This is a genomic window from Acinetobacter sp. BSP-28, from assembly GCF_044130285.1.
GTDB lineage: Bacteria > Pseudomonadota > Gammaproteobacteria > Pseudomonadales > Moraxellaceae > Acinetobacter.
On the sequence record NZ_JBIQOB010000001.1, the window covers coordinates 39,986 to 57,295 of the forward strand.

The 17,310-nt window shown below is 40.3% G+C and carries 13 protein-coding genes and 1 pseudogene; 12 read left to right on the plus strand and 2 right to left on the minus strand.

The features are described 5' to 3' along the window. The first annotated feature begins 248 nt into the window (after positions 1 to 248). From ACE01R_RS00185 to ACE01R_RS00210, 6 genes are all read left to right on the plus strand, one after another. Positions 249 to 1,274, plus strand: coding sequence for a type I glyceraldehyde-3-phosphate dehydrogenase (locus tag ACE01R_RS00185; protein WP_395543937.1), 1,026 nt, complete (start codon positions 249 to 251; stop codon positions 1,272 to 1,274). 388 nt (positions 1,275 to 1,662) lie between these two features. Continuing rightward, positions 1,663 to 1,980 carry a hypothetical protein gene (locus tag ACE01R_RS00190; RefSeq protein ID WP_395543938.1) on the plus strand — a complete coding sequence of 106 codons (318 nt, stop codon included), beginning with the start codon at positions 1,663 to 1,665 and terminating at the stop codon, positions 1,978 to 1,980. A gap of 410 nt (positions 1,981 to 2,390) precedes the next feature. Further along, a complete protein-coding gene (locus ACE01R_RS00195) occupies positions 2,391 to 3,557 on the plus strand; it encodes an ATP phosphoribosyltransferase regulatory subunit (protein ID WP_395543939.1) in 1,167 nt (388 codons plus the stop codon). 70 nt (positions 3,558 to 3,627) lie between these two features. Next, the gene (locus ACE01R_RS00200) at positions 3,628 to 4,947 is read left to right on the plus strand and encodes an adenylosuccinate synthase (protein ID WP_395543940.1); all 1,320 of its coding nucleotides are present in this window, start codon (positions 3,628 to 3,630) and stop codon (positions 4,945 to 4,947) included. Positions 4,948 to 5,138: 191 nt separating this feature from the next. Continuing rightward, positions 5,139 to 5,447 (plus strand): hypothetical protein, encoded by a 309-nt coding sequence (locus ACE01R_RS00205; RefSeq protein WP_395544329.1) that lies wholly within the window; start codon positions 5,139 to 5,141, stop codon positions 5,445 to 5,447. A 113-nt stretch (positions 5,448 to 5,560) separates the two neighbouring features. Continuing rightward, positions 5,561 to 6,337: a M48 family metallopeptidase gene (locus ACE01R_RS00210; RefSeq protein ID WP_395543941.1), complete on the plus strand. Its 777-nt coding sequence runs from the start codon at positions 5,561 to 5,563 to the stop codon at positions 6,335 to 6,337. A gap of 182 nt (positions 6,338 to 6,519) precedes the next feature. Here the strand turns inward: ACE01R_RS00210 and ACE01R_RS00215 are convergent, their stop codons facing one another. Together ACE01R_RS00215 and crp are read right to left on the minus strand one after the other, a co-directional pair. Beyond that, the gene (locus ACE01R_RS00215) at positions 6,520 to 7,569 is read right to left on the minus strand and encodes an NADP(H)-dependent aldo-keto reductase (protein WP_395543947.1); all 1,050 of its coding nucleotides are present in this window, start codon (positions 7,567 to 7,569) and stop codon (positions 6,520 to 6,522) included. Between the two features lie 183 nt (positions 7,570 to 7,752). Further along, positions 7,753 to 8,460 (minus strand): cAMP-activated global transcriptional regulator CRP, encoded by a 708-nt coding sequence (crp, locus tag ACE01R_RS00220; RefSeq protein WP_395543956.1) that lies wholly within the window; start codon positions 8,458 to 8,460, stop codon positions 7,753 to 7,755. 147 nt (positions 8,461 to 8,607) lie between these two features. Between crp and ACE01R_RS00225 the strand changes: the two genes are divergently transcribed. From ACE01R_RS00225 to ACE01R_RS00250, 6 genes and pseudogenes are all read left to right on the plus strand, one after another. Beyond that, on the plus strand, positions 8,608 to 9,030 hold the full coding sequence (locus ACE01R_RS00225; RefSeq protein ID WP_131274600.1) for an OsmC family protein: 423 nt from the start codon (positions 8,608 to 8,610) through the stop codon (positions 9,028 to 9,030). A gap of 468 nt (positions 9,031 to 9,498) precedes the next feature. Beyond that, a complete protein-coding gene (clpB, locus tag ACE01R_RS00230) occupies positions 9,499 to 12,081 on the plus strand; it encodes an ATP-dependent chaperone ClpB (RefSeq protein ID WP_395543960.1) in 2,583 nt (860 codons plus the stop codon). Between the two features lie 227 nt (positions 12,082 to 12,308). Next, positions 12,309 to 13,094: pseudogene (locus ACE01R_RS00235) on the plus strand (hypothetical protein); the annotation flags it as partial. A 46-nt stretch (positions 13,095 to 13,140) separates the two neighbouring features. After that, positions 13,141 to 14,685: a GH3 auxin-responsive promoter family protein gene (locus ACE01R_RS00240; protein ID WP_395543961.1), complete on the plus strand. Its 1,545-nt coding sequence runs from the start codon at positions 13,141 to 13,143 to the stop codon at positions 14,683 to 14,685. Between the two features lie 10 nt (positions 14,686 to 14,695). Further along, entirely contained in the window at positions 14,696 to 15,865 is a 1,170-nt protein-coding gene (locus tag ACE01R_RS00245; protein ID WP_395543962.1) for a GNAT family N-acetyltransferase, read from the plus strand. A gap of 147 nt (positions 15,866 to 16,012) precedes the next feature. Continuing rightward, the gene (locus tag ACE01R_RS00250) at positions 16,013 to 17,290 is read left to right on the plus strand and encodes a DUF945 family protein (RefSeq protein ID WP_395543963.1); all 1,278 of its coding nucleotides are present in this window, start codon (positions 16,013 to 16,015) and stop codon (positions 17,288 to 17,290) included. Positions 17,291 to 17,310 lie beyond the last annotated feature (20 nt).

The window sequence follows — 17,310 nt, forward strand, 5'->3', positions numbered from 1 at the left end:
TCTTGCACTTAATTTATAAGCGGAATTCTGATACAGGCATGACAGGTAAAATAAATGAAAAGTGAAGTGAATATTTTATGCAGTCTGGTCTGAATAAAATTTGAGGCGAAATCAGCTCGAATGATACGAGCCAAAACCACTGTTGCAGGATATTTAATGCATAGAGCTGCAGAAATGGTATCAGTATCTGGTTAAAATCTATTAACATAGTGTCGTGTTTACATCTACCCAAGAGTTAAGGATATCTGATGCAACGAGTAGCCATTAATGGTTTCGGGCGAATTGGTCGCAATGTATTACGTGCTTGGTTTGAAAATCCTAAAGATTTTCATTTTGATATCGTGGCGATTAACGATATTGCAGATGTAGAAACACTGGTGCATTTATTTAAATACGACACCACTCATGGCCGTTTTAAAGGCAAGGTTGACGTACTTTTACAAGATGAACAGATTTTTTTGCATATTTCCGCAGGTCTGGTGCAATTAAAAGTACAGGTCTTTTCTCAGCAACAACCTGAACACTTGCCCTGGAATGATTTAAATATTGATGTGGTGCTGGAATGTACCGGGTTATTCCGTTCACGTGCAGCAGCAACAGGACATGTGACTGCAGGGGCGAAGCGGGTGATTATTGGCGCAGCGCCTTTTGATACGGTTGATGCTGCCATTGTCTATGGGGTAAACCATCACGAAGTCAAAGCCACAGATCAGATCATTTCCAGTGTATCCTGCACCACGCAAGCCTTGGTGCCTTTGGTGAAAATTATTGATGATGCTTTTGGTATTGATACCGCACTGATGACGGAAATTCATGCAGTGACGGCAGATCAGTCGGTACTGGATCATGCCCACCGTGACCTACGCCGTGCCCGTGCTTCGGGACATAACATTATTCCAACCACATCTTCGGCTCTGGGGGCTTTAAAACGGGTGATGCCGAAAATGGAAGAGCGCATAGATGGTTATTCCATTCGGGTACCCACCATTAATGTGGCAGCCATTGACCTTACTTTTGTTGCACAATCGCACGTCACTGCGCATAAAATTAATGAAGTCTTGATCAAGTCGGCACGTCAGGATTATGCGGAAATTATGGATGTCACTGATGAGCCGCTAGTTTCCTCAGATTTTAACCATTCACCTTATTCACTGATTGTGGATTTGAGCCAAACCATGGTGGTTGGACATCAGGCTAAAGTTTTTGCCTGGTATGACAACGAATGGGGATATGCCAATCGCTTGCTGGATTTGTGTGAATCATTTACCTCATAAAAGGATACTGGCTTTTATTTAAAAGATGATTGCAGGATGATTTTTTAAATAAAGCTATTTCTGCCAATGATACGAATTTCACCCTGCTTGGTGGTATTGAGTGTGATATGTAACTCAATTATTGTTAATTTGTTCGAGTGGTCGATTAAATCTTGAGTAAATGCCTTGTCTTCAGTAGGATGAATAGACTGCTATGAAGTTCCATTTTTGTTGGAAATGGTAGTGGATGATCGACCAAAAATAATGCTTATAATAAATATAAATCCAAGCACGGTTAATTTTATAATCACTTTTCGATTACTATATGAAAATTATAAGCTTTTAAAATTTAATTCCATCGATTTGTGGCAAAGATCAGTCATGAATCAATAACATGAGTAGCGCACCTATGTTGATATTTATATGGGGATTTATTTTCCTTTTAGCCATAGCAGTGATCTTTTTGATTTGGGCACAATTTACCAATCAGGGTGCTGCACTCAGTGAAATTCAATTGAATCAACAATTGGAAAAAAAAGTGATTCATCTGGAAGAGAATCTCAAGAAAACCTTGGAAATTATGCAGGACCTGGCGAAGAAAATGCATATTCAGCAAGAAGTGATTGATAAAACCACGATTAAACTGAATCTGGTGGAATCGCAAAATGCCGAATTGGTGGGACTGTTGGTGAAAACCGTTCATTCAACAGACAAACCCACACTTTAATTTCAATATCGGCTTTATATACCAGAATCATTTTTAAAGCTGCTGCAGAGTGATCTTTGAAAAAATATGATACCAAGATCGACTTTCGACGCGTTGCTGTAAACAGCCCGGTTCATCGCAATTTTTGGTAATTATTACTCCCTACAAATAGCCTGGACTGCCTTTTGCTATTTGGCTTGATTCAAGTATTTTTTATTTTAGCAGTTGGACAGGCATGGGTGCTGATCAATCATGAATGATTCAGGTGATTCAGTTTTCAAACGGTAGAAATTAGTTGGTAAAAATCGAACAAATCTGCAAAAAGTCATGTGCACAGCTAAAGTGATCGTGCTAGACTAGGAGAAATCGGGTGTGCTCCCGATTTTTTTATGCGGATTACTTCCGCGCTGACAAGTATTTAGGTTTACAACATGCCCATTTCAGAGACATGGTTATTACCTGATGGTGTAGCTGATGTATTACCAGAACAAGCGCAAGTAATTGAAGCTTTGCGCCGTGAAGCATTGGATTTCCTCGCATCTCGAGGTTATCAGCTGGTGTACACGCCATTTATCGAATACATCGAATCTCTTTCTTCTCTCTCAGAATCGAATCAAGATTTAGACTTAGCCACTTTTAAAGTAATCGACCAGCTCTCTGGTCGTTTGCTTGGTGTGCGTGCCGATATGACACCGCAAGTGGCCCGTATCGATGCGCATGTACATCCAGTCGAAGGCGTAGCGCGTTATTGCTACGCTGGCACGGTTTTACACACCAAACCACAAGGTTTTAATACCACGCGTGCACCCTTACAATTGGGTGCGGAACTTTTTGGTTCAGACAGTATTGATGCTGACGTCGAAATGATTGACGTGATGCTCAGCTTGTTAAAAACAGCAAGCTTTGTAGATGGCATCCATCTGGATTTAGGTCATGTCGGTTTATTCCGTAGTCTGGTTAAACATGCCGGTTTAAGCAAATCGGAAGAAAGCCAGCTTTCGGATCTTTATCAACGTAAAGCATTGCCTGAACTGGCTGAATTTACCCAAGAATTAAAATTTGGTGCAGATTTTTATGCACTAGGTCGTTATTCAAGTGATTTAGATGCTTTAGAAGCCAACCTGAGTGCTGAAATTATTGCAGACCCGGCATTTAAACAGGCATTTGATGCAGTAAAAACCACTCGATCTGAAATTCAGGCACGTTGGCCAGACTTGCATATTGGTATTGATGTTGTAGAACTTCGTTCATATCACTACCACACTGGTTTAATGTATGCCGTCTATGCGCCAAACCGTGCAGCACCACTGGCTCAAGGTGGTCGTTATGACGGTATTGGTGAACACTTCGGACGCGCACGTCCTGCAACTGGTTTCTCTTGTGACTTATATGCACTCAGTGCAGGTCAGTTTAAACAGGTTCAAAAAGTTGTTGCACCGAAAGGTAGCGATAAAGCATTACTTGATGCAATCGCTGCTGCGCGTGCACAAGGCTTAAGTGTTATTCAGTTATTAGGTAATGATGATTTAAACTCAATTCCGTTTGCGACTCACCAATTGGTGAACAAAGCGGGTGAGTGGACAGTCGAACCGATTTAATCGCAGAACTGAATGTTCATGTCATTCAGTTTTGTTTTCTATTTTAACAGCATGATGCAATGAGGCTATTATGGGCAAGAATGTTGTGGTACTGGGTACCCAATGGGGCGACGAAGGTAAAGGTAAGATCGTCGACCTGCTCACAGATCAAGCGGCAGCGGTAGTACGTTATCAAGGCGGACACAATGCAGGCCATACTCTTGTGGTTGGTGGTAAGAAAACTGTATTACACCTCATTCCATCTGGTATTTTACGTGAAAACGTACTGTGCTTAATTGGTAACGGTGTTGTACTTTCACCTGAAGCGCTTATTAAAGAGATGGACATTCTTGAAAAAGAAGGCGTGCCAGTACGTGAACGTTTACGTATTTCTCCAAACTGTCCATTAATTCTTCCACACCACATCGCGCTTGACCAAGCACGTGAGAAAAAACGTGGTAATGCGAAAATTGGTACTACAGGTCGTGGTATTGGTCCTGCGTACGAAGATAAAGTTGCACGCCGTGCAATTCGTGTTGCTGACTTGGTTCGTGGTGGTGAACATCTTAAAGCTCAACTTGAAGAGTTGCTTGAATACCACAACTTCCAGTTGACTCAATTCTTCGGTGTTGAAGCAGTTAAAGTTGAAGATGTGATCGCACTTTGCGACGAATGGCGTAAAGTTGTTGCTCCATTAGTGGTCGACGTTACTTCTGAGCTTCATAATTACCGTAAAAACGGTGACAACATCATGTTTGAAGGCGCGCAAGGTTCACTTCTTGACGTTGACCATGGTACATATCCGTATGTAACTTCTTCAAACACAACTGCTGGTGGCGTAAGCTCAGGTTCAGGTCTTGGTCCATTGCACCTTGACTATGTATTGGGTATCACTAAAGCGTATACAACACGTGTAGGTGCAGGTCCATTCCCAACTGAACTTGTTTACGATGCTGCTAACGATGTTGGTGATGCGATTGGTAAACACTTGGGTACGATTGGTGCAGAATTTGGTGCCTCTACTGGTCGTCAACGTCGTTGCGGTTGGTTTGATGCTGAAATTTTACGTCGTTCTGTAGATGTAAACTCTCTTTCAGGTATTTGCTTGACTAAACTTGACGTTCTTGACGGTTTGGAAGAAGTGAAAATCTGTGTAGGTTATGAAGCAGCAGACTCTGGTTGTGTAGGTTCTTCTGATGCGCTTGCATTTGAAACTTTAAAACCAATTTACGAAACAATGCCAGGCTGGTCTGAATCTACTTTTGGTGCAAAATCTTTAGATCAATTGCCACAAAATGCGATCAACTACATCAAACGTATTGAGCAGTTAATTGAATGTCCAATCGACATCATTTCTACTGGTCCTGACCGTGAAGAAACCATGATTCTACGTCACCCATTCGAAGCTTAATCGGCCAAGAATCAATATGTATAAAAAGCCCCGCAATTGTGGGGCTTTTTTTTGCCTATTTCATTTAGAAAATATACTTACACTCAGTATGCGAAGTTTTTTGCCCGACTAAAGTTGCATCAGGGAATACTGGTTAATTCATTTGCACTTGCTAGAATGTCAAACATAAAAGAAATACAAGGTTGTGCATGATGCATAAAAATATATCAGCGACGATGTTTTATTCATTACTCTTTGCAATGGGCGGGGCACCAACGATTGCCATGCTGGTTATTCAGGCACAAACACAAGATCCTGCGATTATTAATGCGGCATTTATTGGGTTAAGCGTCATTATTGCCTGTATTTTGGTACCGATCGTTCTTATTCAAAATGCAGTTTTATTTTTTAAGCGCAAAAATGAACAACTGGAACAGAAAATTAAGCCACTTTGCCAGGTATATTTGGGATTAAATATTTTGTGTTTAATTTATTGGCTTAGTTTTCAATTCCTTAAATAAGCCCGGTTACATAAATGATATGATTGTGAAGACAATATTAATTTAAAGATTGTTCACTATTACATATAATCTCTGGAAAAAAGATATCTAGTTTTAAGGCGGAGATTATTATAATGAACAGCAAGCTGATTTTAAGTTTGTGTGCAGCGAGTGTAATCACTATTTCAGGTTGTACCACTGTAGCAGAAATGGCGGGGGCAGATTCATCTACATTAAATGTGACGGCTGCGCAGGGCTTTAATAAAACTGTTCAAGAAGCAAATGCAAATAAAACCTTAGATACTTCATCTACGACTTATAAGCGAATTAATTCAGTATTTTTACGTTTAAAACCTTATGGTGATCAAATCAACCAGACGGGCCAAAAGTTCGATTGGCAATTGGCTGTGCTGAAATCAGATCAGATCAATGCTTATGTTGCGCCAGGTGGGAAGGTGGTGTTCTATACCGGTATTGTGAATAAACTCAATCTGACTGATGCTGAAATTGCAGCGGTGATGGGGCATGAAATGGTGCATGCCTTAGAAGAGCATTCTAAACAAAAAATTGGTGCACAAGCTTTAACTGATTTGGCTTTAAACATTGGTTTAGGCTATGCAGGCAATAATGTCGGTCAATTGGGTGCAGCAGCAGCTCAGTTAGGCGCACAAGTGGGTGTGGGCTTGCCATATTCACGTAGTCTTGAAAGCCGTGCAGACCAAGGTGGTTTAATGCTAATGGCACGTGCCGGTTATAACCCGCAAGCCGCGATTACCCTTTGGGAAAAAATGAACAAGTTGGAAGGTGCGGGCGGTACATCATTCCTGTCGACTCACCCTTCAAATGGCCAGCGTATTGAAGCAATGCGTAAAAACTTGCCTGCAGCTCAAGCTATTTATAACAGACGTTAATTGTTATTTAGTTCATAAAAAAGGATGCGTGAAGCATCCTTTTTTATGAAGATTTTTTGATTTTAAAGAGCATAAAAAATTATGAGTTGCAGCTAACGTAACATTTTTCAATTTAAAAACCGGCTAACAACTTATTTACTTCAATTTTCTAATTTCATTTTAAAGCAGTGCTTAAAATGAAATTAGGGTGCCGGATTTGGCTGCTGGCGGTGAATATCTTCAATGCCCTGTAAAACTTCAGGAGATAAGTCAATTTCGAATGCCTGAATATTTTCTTTCAGTTGATCCAGGTTGGTTGCGCCAATAATGGTACTGGTAACAAAGAACTGCTGTTTAATAAAGGCCAATGCCAGTTGGGTCAGGGTTAAGCCATGCCGTTCTGCAAGCTGAGCATACTGTTCGGTTGCCCATTCACTTTCAGGATTGCTATAACGGCTGAAACGGGAAAAGAGGGTTACTCGTGCATTTGCAGGGCGAGCACCATGACGGAATTTACCGGTCAAATAACCAAAAGCTAAAGGTGAATAGGCAAGTAATCCAACATTTTCATAATGGGCAATTTCAGACATGCCAATTTCATAAGTCCGGTTCAGGAGGCTATACGGATTCTGCACGCTGACAAATTTTTCCAGGCCTAGTTTTTCGGCCAGATGTAAAAACTTCAATGTTCCCCACGGGGTTTCATTGGACAGCCCAATATAACGGATACGGCCTTTTTTAATTTCATCACTTAAGGCACTTAAAGTTTCTTCTAAAGCAGTCACTTCTTGCTCACTTTGAGCTTCAGCATTGCCATAACCCAGTTTGCCAAAGAAATTGGTTGGACGTTGCGGCCAATGCAATTGATACAGGTCAATATAATCACTCTGCAGGCGTTTTAAGGAGCCATCGATTGCCGAGCTAATCTCAGCTGCAGTAAAGCGTGTTTTGCCATCACGGATATGGCTGCCGCCTTGTGAAGGGCCGGCAATTTTTGAAGCAATGAACAACTGGTCGCGCTGACCACGTTGTGCAATCCAGTTGCCCAGAATAGTTTCTGTTGCTCCTTGAGTTTCAGGTTTTGGCGGGACAGGATACATTTCTGCCGTATCCCAAAAAAACAGACCCTGATCCAAGGCATATTCAAGTTGTTGAAAGGCCTCTGCCTGGGTATTTTGTTCACCAAAGGTCATGGTGCCTAAACAAATTTCAGGAAGCAGAATTCCTGTATTTGCTAAAGGTTTAAGTTGCATGGAAGTTGATCCTTTAATTGTTATCAAGTTTAAAATCGTGCACTAGGCTAACTGATTTTTGCATCAGCGTTAAATCATCAATTGTTTTAAAGTTGTCATAAAAATTTAAAAAGAACAGGTCAGAAATACAGACATAAAAAAAGCAAATCTTAAGATTTGCTTTTAAATTGAAATGAAGAAAATTTATTCTTCATCATCCTCATCTTCTAAAGATGAATTGGTATCTTCAGCAGAAACATCATAAATCAGTATGGCTTTACCATCGGTCTGGATCATGCCTTGTTCTTCAAGTGTTTTTAAGACACGACCAACCATTTCACGCGAACAACCGACAATACGGCCAATTTCTTGACGGGTAATACGGATTTGGCGTCCATTTGGTAAAATCATGGCTTCTGGTTGAGAAGACAGGTCAATCAGGCAGCGTGCAATACGACCAGATACATCAATAAATGCCAGGTCAGTCACTTTACGGGTAGTGTTTTTTAAGCGACGAACAAGCTGGGCAAATACGGCATAGCTCAGATCTGGATACTGTTTGCTTAATTCGTGGAAGTTGTCATAGGTAATTTCGGCAATTTCACATACGTCGCGTGTACGAACTTCTGCAGTACGTTGTGGATTTGCTTCAAAAAGACCCATTTCCCCAAAAAAGTCCCCGGCATTCAAATAAGCAACCACAATTTCACGTTCATCATCTTCACGTAAAATAATGGATACTGAACCTTTTAAAATCAAATAAAGCGATTTTGATTCTGAGCCTGCATCTACAATAGCAGTGCGTTTTGGATAACGATTTATATATGCACGTTTTAATAATGCTTTCACTGACTCTGGAAGTTGACCTGGAGACAGTGCATCGGTGCTTAGTTGTGAAAAGTTTGAAGTCATGCTAACGGTTCCGAATGTGGATAATTAATAGATCGCACAAGACCTAAAATGAACTTGTCACACAGAAGAGCTGAAATTCCTTATCAACTCAATTTATGTTAGTGTACAGGTACATCGTAAATTTATAGTTTTTTTCAGGTAGTTGCAATGCAAACAAGCGTTCATTGGCTAGAGAATGTTGCTTTTGAAGCAAAATCGGAAAGTGGTCACCAAATCGTGATGGATGGGGCTGAGGCATATGGTGGTCAAAACCGTGGACCACGTCCTATGGAATTGATATTAATGGGACTTGGTGGGTGTGCTTCCTTTGATATTGTGACTATTTTAAAGAAATCTCGCCAAGATGTGACAGATGTCGTATGTCAGCTCAAAGCTGAGCGTGCAGACAGTATTCCGGCTGTGTTTACCAAAATCCATTTACATTTCGTGGTGACAGGTAAAGCAGTGAAAGAAAAACAGGTTGCTAAAGCAGTGGAACTTTCAGCTGAAAAATACTGTTCTGCAAGCAAAATGTTATCGGATGGTGGGGTGGAAATTACCCACGATTTTGAAATTATTGAAGCTGAATAATAAATTCTAGATGGCAATTCATTCATGAATTGCCATTTTTATCCATCCTGAAAACTTAAAAATAAAAACAATCTCATAAAATATTATTAGCTTCACTTTTATTCTGGTCTTTCAAAAATATCTGATTACTTGGCTTTTAATTCTATTGAAATCCAATTTAAAAGTTTCAGTTCAAATTCATGGAGCTAATGTGTTGGGTTGATCAGCTTGAAACAAATACGATGGTTTTCAAATCCATTTAGTGTCATTGACAAGAAAATACCCAATTTCATAGGATTTGATACATAACCACGTAAAATAACCTTGAAAAAAAGCGCGTAAATACCCATATTATAATTAAGGTCTATGTTTTATGTAGATTACTTTAGTTGTTGAAAATTAAAAATATTTTTTAAAAATGTTATTGAAAAATATCAACCCATTCCCATCTATTATCCAAGTACAAAATTTGTTGTGAGGAAAATAAGAATGCGTTTTGAAAAATTTACAAATCGCTTGCAGCAAGCTTTATCAGATGCTCAATCTCTGGCAATGGGTAAAGACAATACTTCAATTGAAGGCATACATATTTTATCCGTGCTATTGGAAGAGCCAGCCAATATCAGCTTGTTCCAGCAAGCCGGGGCAAATCTACGAAATCTTCAAACCAAGTTGCAGCAAGCATTAAATGATGCACCGACCATCGCTAATCCAACTGGAGATATAAACCTTAATCCCGAAGCGGTTCGTGCCTTAAATCTGGCGGATAGTTATGCGCAAAAAGCCGGGGATGAGTTCTTATCGACCGACTGGGTGTTGCTCGCTTTAGCGGAAACCGGTGCAACCAAAACTTTATTAAATAATGTCGGCGTAACCAGTGAAAGTTTACGCAAAGCGATTGAAAAAATTCGAGGTGACGAAAAAGTCATGAGTAATACCCATGAAGATCAACGTGATTCACTGAATAAATACACCATAGATTTAACTGAACGTGCCATGTCAGGCAAACTGGATCCTGTGATTGGGCGCGATGAAGAAATTCGTCGTACCATTCAGGTCTTGTCACGCCGTACCAAAAATAACCCGGTACTGATTGGTGAGCCTGGTGTTGGTAAAACGGCAATTGTTGAAGGTTTGGCACAGCGTATTGTTAATGGCGAGGTTCCGGAAGGCTTAAAAGGTAAGCGTGTTCTATCTTTGGACTTGGGATCATTGCTGGCGGGTGCAAAATATCGCGGTGAGTTTGAGGAGCGCCTAAAAGCGGTTCTTAAAGATCTGGCCAAGCATGAAGGCGAAATCATCCTCTTTATTGATGAGTTGCACACGCTTGTCGGTGCAGGTAAAGGTGAGGGCGCCATGGATGCAGGCAATATGCTGAAACCTGCATTGGCCCGTGGTGAGCTGCGCTGTGTCGGTGCAACTACGCTGGATGAATATCGTCAGTTCATTGAAAAAGATGCTGCACTGGAACGCCGTTTCCAAAAAGTATTGGTCGATGAACCAAGTGTTGAAGATACCATTGCGATTCTACGTGGCTTAAAAGAGAAATATGCAACCCATCATGGGGTGCAAATTCTGGATTCAGCCATTATTGCTGCTGCGAAGATGTCACACCGCTACATCACTGACCGTCAATTACCGGATAAAGCTATTGATCTGATTGATGAAGCAGCTTCACGGATTAAAATGGAAATTGATTCCAAACCTGAGCCACTCGATCGTCTGGACCGTCGTTTGATTCAATTAAAAATGCAGTTGGAAGCCGTGAAACAGGATGAGGATTCGGTCAGTAAAGCTGAAGTTTCTCATCTGGAAAAACAGATTGCTGAAGTGCAGAAAGAATATAGCGATTTGGAAGAACAGTGGATTGCCGAAAAACGATTGGTGGAAGGCACCAGTCAGGCACAGGTGGAACTGGACAAGGCACGTACCGCGTTTGAAAAAGCCCAGCGTGAAGGTGACTTGGCCGAAGCCAGCCGTTTGCAGTATGGGGTTATTCCTGAGCTGCAAAAACGTCTCGCTGCCGAAGAGGTTGCTGAGGAAAACGGTGAGGAACCAAAACTCATCCGTACCAAAGTTACTGAAAATGAAATTGCTGAAGTGGTCAGTGCGGCAACCGGTATTCCTGTGGCGAAAATGCTGCAAGGTGAACGTGAAAAATTGCTGCATATGGAAGAATTCCTGCATAACCGTGTGGTTGGGCAAGATGAAGCCGTAGTAGCGGTATCGAATGCGGTGCGTCGTTCGCGTGCAGGATTGTCTGATCCGAACCGTCCTAGTGGTTCATTCCTGTTCCTCGGACCAACCGGGGTAGGTAAAACCGAGTTGACCAAAGCCTTGGCCAACTTCCTGTTTGACAGTGATGATGCCATGGTGCGTATAGATATGAGTGAGTTCATGGAGAAACATTCGGTCAGCCGTCTGGTGGGTGCACCTCCGGGATACGTCGGTTATGAAGAGGGTGGTGTTTTAACGGAAGCTGTACGCCGTAAGCCTTATAGTGTGGTGTTATTTGATGAGGTCGAAAAAGCGCATCCTGACGTATTTAACATCTTGCTGCAAGTACTGGATGATGGCCGCTTAACCGACTCGCAAGGTCGTGTGGTGGACTTCAAAAATACGGTGATTGTGTTGACTTCCAACCTGGGTTCACAAGATGTACGCGAACTGGGTGAACATGCAACGGATGATGAAGTACGTGCGGTAGTGATGAGCGCAGTATCTCAACATTTCCGTCCGGAATTTATTAACCGTATTGATGAACTGGTGGTATTCCATTCACTGAAAAAAGCCCAGATTCGTGGTATTGCCGATATTCAACTGGACCGTTTACGTGCACGTTTAAGCGAAAAAGACATGCGTCTTTCAGTTGATGACAGTGCATTTGATCAGTTGATTGAGGCTGGTTTCGATCCTGTCTATGGCGCACGTCCATTGAAACGTGCCATTCAGCAGCAGGTTGAAAATACCTTGGCACAAAGAATTCTGAGTGGTGATTTTCTGCCAGGAGATACCATTAGTGTTAAGGGAGAAAATGGTCATCTTGAATTTGAGAAAATGAAATTAAGTTAATCATTTGGTTTGACTAAAAGGTAAAAATAGAGAAAAAACCTAGCTTTGGCTAGGTTTTTTTATGATTTGCGTTTATCGTTTTTTGTGAAATTCGTCTGACTTTATTTGATTTCTCAACTTTTCAAACCATAAAATAGCGTCACTTTATATAAATACACTTGTATAAAAAGTATTTAAAACAAAAACAATATTGCCTTCCAAAGAGAAGGTTACATGGAATCGTAATCATGATCGAATTTAAGCTGATGCGTTTGCTCAAAAACGAGCCTTATAGTGCTTATAAAAAATGTAGCCAAGTAACGGTTCAAGAACTCAAATGTATGTATGGTATTTATCAAAAATATTATGCCAATACGCGTTATGAAATTTTTGAGCGTGACTTTTTAGAAAAAACAGGTGTTTTCCTTATTTTAGAACCTAAAAATAAACAAATCGTTGGCTTTTCTACCGTAATGGAGCGTGATTTTGTAGTTAATGGTAAAGCCCATCATGCCTTTTTTAGTGGCGACACCATTATTGAAAAAGAATATTGGGGCAACAGAGCTTTAACCCGTGCGATGTTCCGTTATATCGTGACTTTTAAAATGCGTTATCCATTGAAGCCAATTTATTGGATCTTGATTTCTAAAGGATTCAAAACCTATTTGCTGTTGGCCAATAATTTTTATAGTTATTATCCGCATTACAATGAAAAACATCCGCATTTAAAAGATTTTGTAGAGTCCTACTGTCATCAATATTTTTCTGAATACTATGAAAAATCCACAGGTTTACTGAATTTTGGTGAAGATTATCAGCCTTTAAAAGCGGATGTTGCCCCCATTACCAATGATGTACGTGAAAAAAATTTCAAGGTAGCATTTTTTGAAGACAAGAACCCGACATGGGTGGACGGTACTGAATTACCTTGTATTGGGGAATTGCGTTGGAGCGATTTATACCGTTATGTGAATCGTTTTTTGAGCAAAAGCACCAGTGAAAGCAAATATGATAGTAAAATCGTCATAAAAACCGCCCTCTGCATATCGCCTCGGACTCAAATTCTAAGGTGGCATAACGATGGATTTATTGCTTTCAGCTTCACATCAAGTATTGCAATTTGCCTGCCGAAAAGCTTTCAACCGCTATCGGCAGCAAGCGAATAATTTGGAAATGGTCCAGCGTCAAAAATTGGATCATTTTTTAAAACAACATACCGCACAAAGGCTGAGTTATGAGGACTTTGCAGAACAATATCCTTTGACACGATATGCGGACTGGAAAGAGAAAATTGAACAGTCCAGGCAAAGCGGGAAAAACTGTTTAGGTCCAGAGACAATTGTACGTTTTCAGCCGACCAGTGGTTCAAGCGAAGCACTGAAATTTATTCCTTATACACAATCTTTCCTGAATGAGCTGGATGAAGCGATTGGACTGTGGTTAAGCAATTTATATCGCCAACATCCCCAATTAAAAAATTCTACCCACTATTGGTCAGTATCCTGGTTGCCAGAAAGCCAGCGCAAACTTTTAGAAAATAGTAATCTTAATGATGACAGTGCTTTACTTAATGTTTCTAAGCGGATATTGAGTAAAGTCACCCAATCAGTGCCGACCGATATTGCACTGGCAGAATCGGCCGAAGATGCCATGTTTGCCACAGCTGTATTTTTGGTGGCAGATAAAAATTTAGGCATGATTTCAGTCTGGAGTCCGACATTTGCATTACAGTTACTCGATATTATCGAGCAATACCAGGATGAAATTGTCAGGGTATTAAAAACGGGACGATGGTCACGCCAAGGTCTGGATTATTTGCAAGCTCCGAAGTCCTCGGAACAAAGTTATAAATTGCAGCTACTGAATTTACAAGATCCAATGGCGTGGAAAGAGCTTTGGCCGAAATTAACCCTGATTTCCAGTTGGGACACTGCAAGTGCTGAACGCTGGGCAAAAGATTTACAAGACCGTGTGGCAAATGTTGCTTTCGAAGGCAAAGGCTTATGGGCAACAGAAGGTGTAGTCACCATTCCGTTTGCAGATCGTTTTCCACTCAGTTATCAATCACATTTTTATGAGTTTATTCTGCAAGATGGTGAGCAAGTCTTACCGTCCTGGCAGCTTAAAGTAGGTGACATCGTCAGTCCGGTGATTACCACAGGCTCTGGTTTGATTCGTTATGTGATTGATGATGAACTGGAAGTGGTCGATTTTTATCAACGTATTCCATGTTTCCGCTTTTTAGGACGGAAAATGACAGTCGATCTGGTCGGTGAAAAACTGGATCATAGTGTGGCGGTCAAAGTTTTGGCAGAGTTTAAACAGGATGAGTATCTACCGATCAGTATTTTGGGTATTGAACATTGCAATAAGAAAAAGCCGCATTACATGATGTTGAGTGAAGGAAATATCCATAAACAACCCACTGCTGCTGCTTTAGATCAGTTATTAAAAGAAAATTTTCATTATGAATTGGCACGCAACCTTGGACAGTTAGACGAGCCTGAAGTAAAACATGTTGAAAATGCCTGGGATTATTACAAAAACCTGGCCATGAAGAATGGAATGATTGAAGGCAATATTAAGCCTGAACCGTTGAAAAAAATGAAAACAAAAATAATTTGAGTAAAAATTTATGAGCTTAAATGTATTACATGCATCGAACAACAATAATAATGAAATTTATCGTTCTCAAAACGAACCTAATTTTGTGGTGCGATCAGCCACAGCGGCAGATGATGAGCAACTGGTGAAGTTGATTGCGGAAACCATGCCCAGTAATGGCATGACTTGGGCTTTTGAACGCTATCCAAGTTATCTTGGTGCCAGCCATGCACAATACCATCATCCTGATATTAAGTTGGTTGTGCCAGAAGATAATCACTCAGAAATTGTGGCCATGATGAATTTGGGTTGGCGCAATTGTTTTATCAATGGCAGGTCAGAGGTGTTGCGCTATGTCGCGGATTTACGCATGCTGCCTGAGCATCGTGGCAACAAAGTCATGCGCTTGTTGATGGACTATGTCTATGATGAAATTCCACGTGAGACTATTTTTGAAAGCGTGGTTCTAGAAGATAATACTGTGGCATGTGGGATTTTGCATAACGAGCGTAAAGGTTTTCCCATCCCTTTTCATTATGACGATATTTCTACCTTTACTGTTTCCCAGGTAGTTAAACCCGCACAATTTTCTCAGTATAATTTTCAGCAAATGAAGGCGAGTCATGTCAGTGAAGTTAATGCCTTTATTATTTCAATGAAAGAGCATTATAACTTTCTGCCCAATTATGATTTTTCCGGATTGGCGGAACCCAATCATCCATTTTGGCTAGGCATGAAAATTCATGATTTTTATCTGATGTATGACCAAAATCATAAGATGGTGGGGGTATATGGATTGTGGAATCAGAAATCCTTTAAGCAAACCCGTGTAGTTCAGTATTCACTGCCATTAAAAGTGCTGAAACCTTTTTATAATGTCTATGCTGAAATTCGTGGTGTCTTGGCTTTACCCAAGGTCAACGATGCCTTTGAATATCTCATGATTCATAGTGCACTGTGTCATCCTGAACAACTCGATGTATTTGCCAGCCTGATTTTTCATGCCAAGCAACAAACAAAATTACGCCAGAAACAGGCATATTGTATTACTTTGGCTAATAATGACCCAAGAATCAGCTGGATGGATAAGACAACCTCACATGTCATTCAAGCCAAACATTATTTCCATAGCTTTAAAGCCTGTCCATATACGACTTTTGATCGGAGAAAAATCAGTTATTTCGAGTCGGGGCGGATTTAAAAAGCTCAGAAACATCATTTAAACGTAAAGATAGATTCCCTCATCATGCAGTATGATTTGGGAGTTATCTAGTTGTGTGAAAAATTACACTAAATTTATTTTTTAACATATACTTGTCTGCAAAATAAGCAAAAAATGAGACATGTGATGTCAAAATTAATCTGGGGTGTGGGAAGTATTATTGTATTGGCAACATCTGTAATAGGTGGAAACTTATATGCAGATAAGAGTCTAAATTCGTATTATCAACAGAAGCAAAAATCCGATTTAATGTCGATTCAGTATCATAATTTTAATATGGGGCCGATGCAGGGTTCTGCAGACTGGGTTGCTGAATTCACCATTGATCCATGTAAACCCAAAGATGTTTTAATTCTGAATGGGACCGATGCAATTAAACGCAGCTGGAATGGTTATCATATTGAGTCGCAAATTCATCTCAAGCAAGGCAATGAGGTCTTTAAAGTGCTATTGAAACAGCCTTTGACAGCTCAAACCAAAATTGACTGGCTGGGAGTGATTCATTCATCCTTGACTACGCCTGTATATGAAAAAAATGAGGCTGATATACAAACTCGAATTGATTCGATGACGTTAAAAATAGATGCAAAATCTAAAGCTGATCAACTGGATGTACTTAATCTCAAATTCCAGATTCCGAATATTACTGTGAATGATAAATTGGGTCATGTGCAGATGCGTGATTTAGAGTTCGAGACCAATCAGGGGTTAAATTCTGTTTTGGATGAAGGGAAAACTCGAGTAAATATTGCTTCAATCCAGCGTACTGATCGAAATGTACAGCAATTTGGCAGCGGAGAATTGAAAGACTTTGCATTGATTGTGAATACTGAGTTAGATGAACACAAGGTCAATTTTGATACCCAGATTAAAATTGGTGAAATGAATTTGCATAAAACACCAAGTTTTCGTGATTTTCAAATGAACATGAACCTGAAAGCACTAAACAAGCAGAAAATACAGACTTTCTTGGATTTATTGGAAAAAAAATCTGAAGTCTGCGCAACGAAACAAGAGTTGAGTCAAGACCTGGCGAATAGTTTTCTGGCTATTGTGAATGATGGGTTTAGTTTTGAATCACAAAATAATCAAATCAAAGTGGGGGATGGATACGCCAAGGCGAGTCTGACCGGCAAAGTCATGCCAGGACATCAATCCTCTTTTGAAAGCCTATTGAAAATGGCACCCAATCTGGTCGAATATCAGGCCAATGTTGAATATGATAAACAGATAATGAAAACCATCATGAAAAACTATCTGCAACAGGGCGGTAAAACCTTATCGGATCAAGAACTTGAGCAAATGCTGGATGGTATGCAGCAGACGCTGCAAGCGAAACGGGAAGGCGATATCTTAAAAATCGGTATTGAATATAAATACGGTGAAAAGAAATTTTTAAATTAACATATGTAAAAACAAAGGCT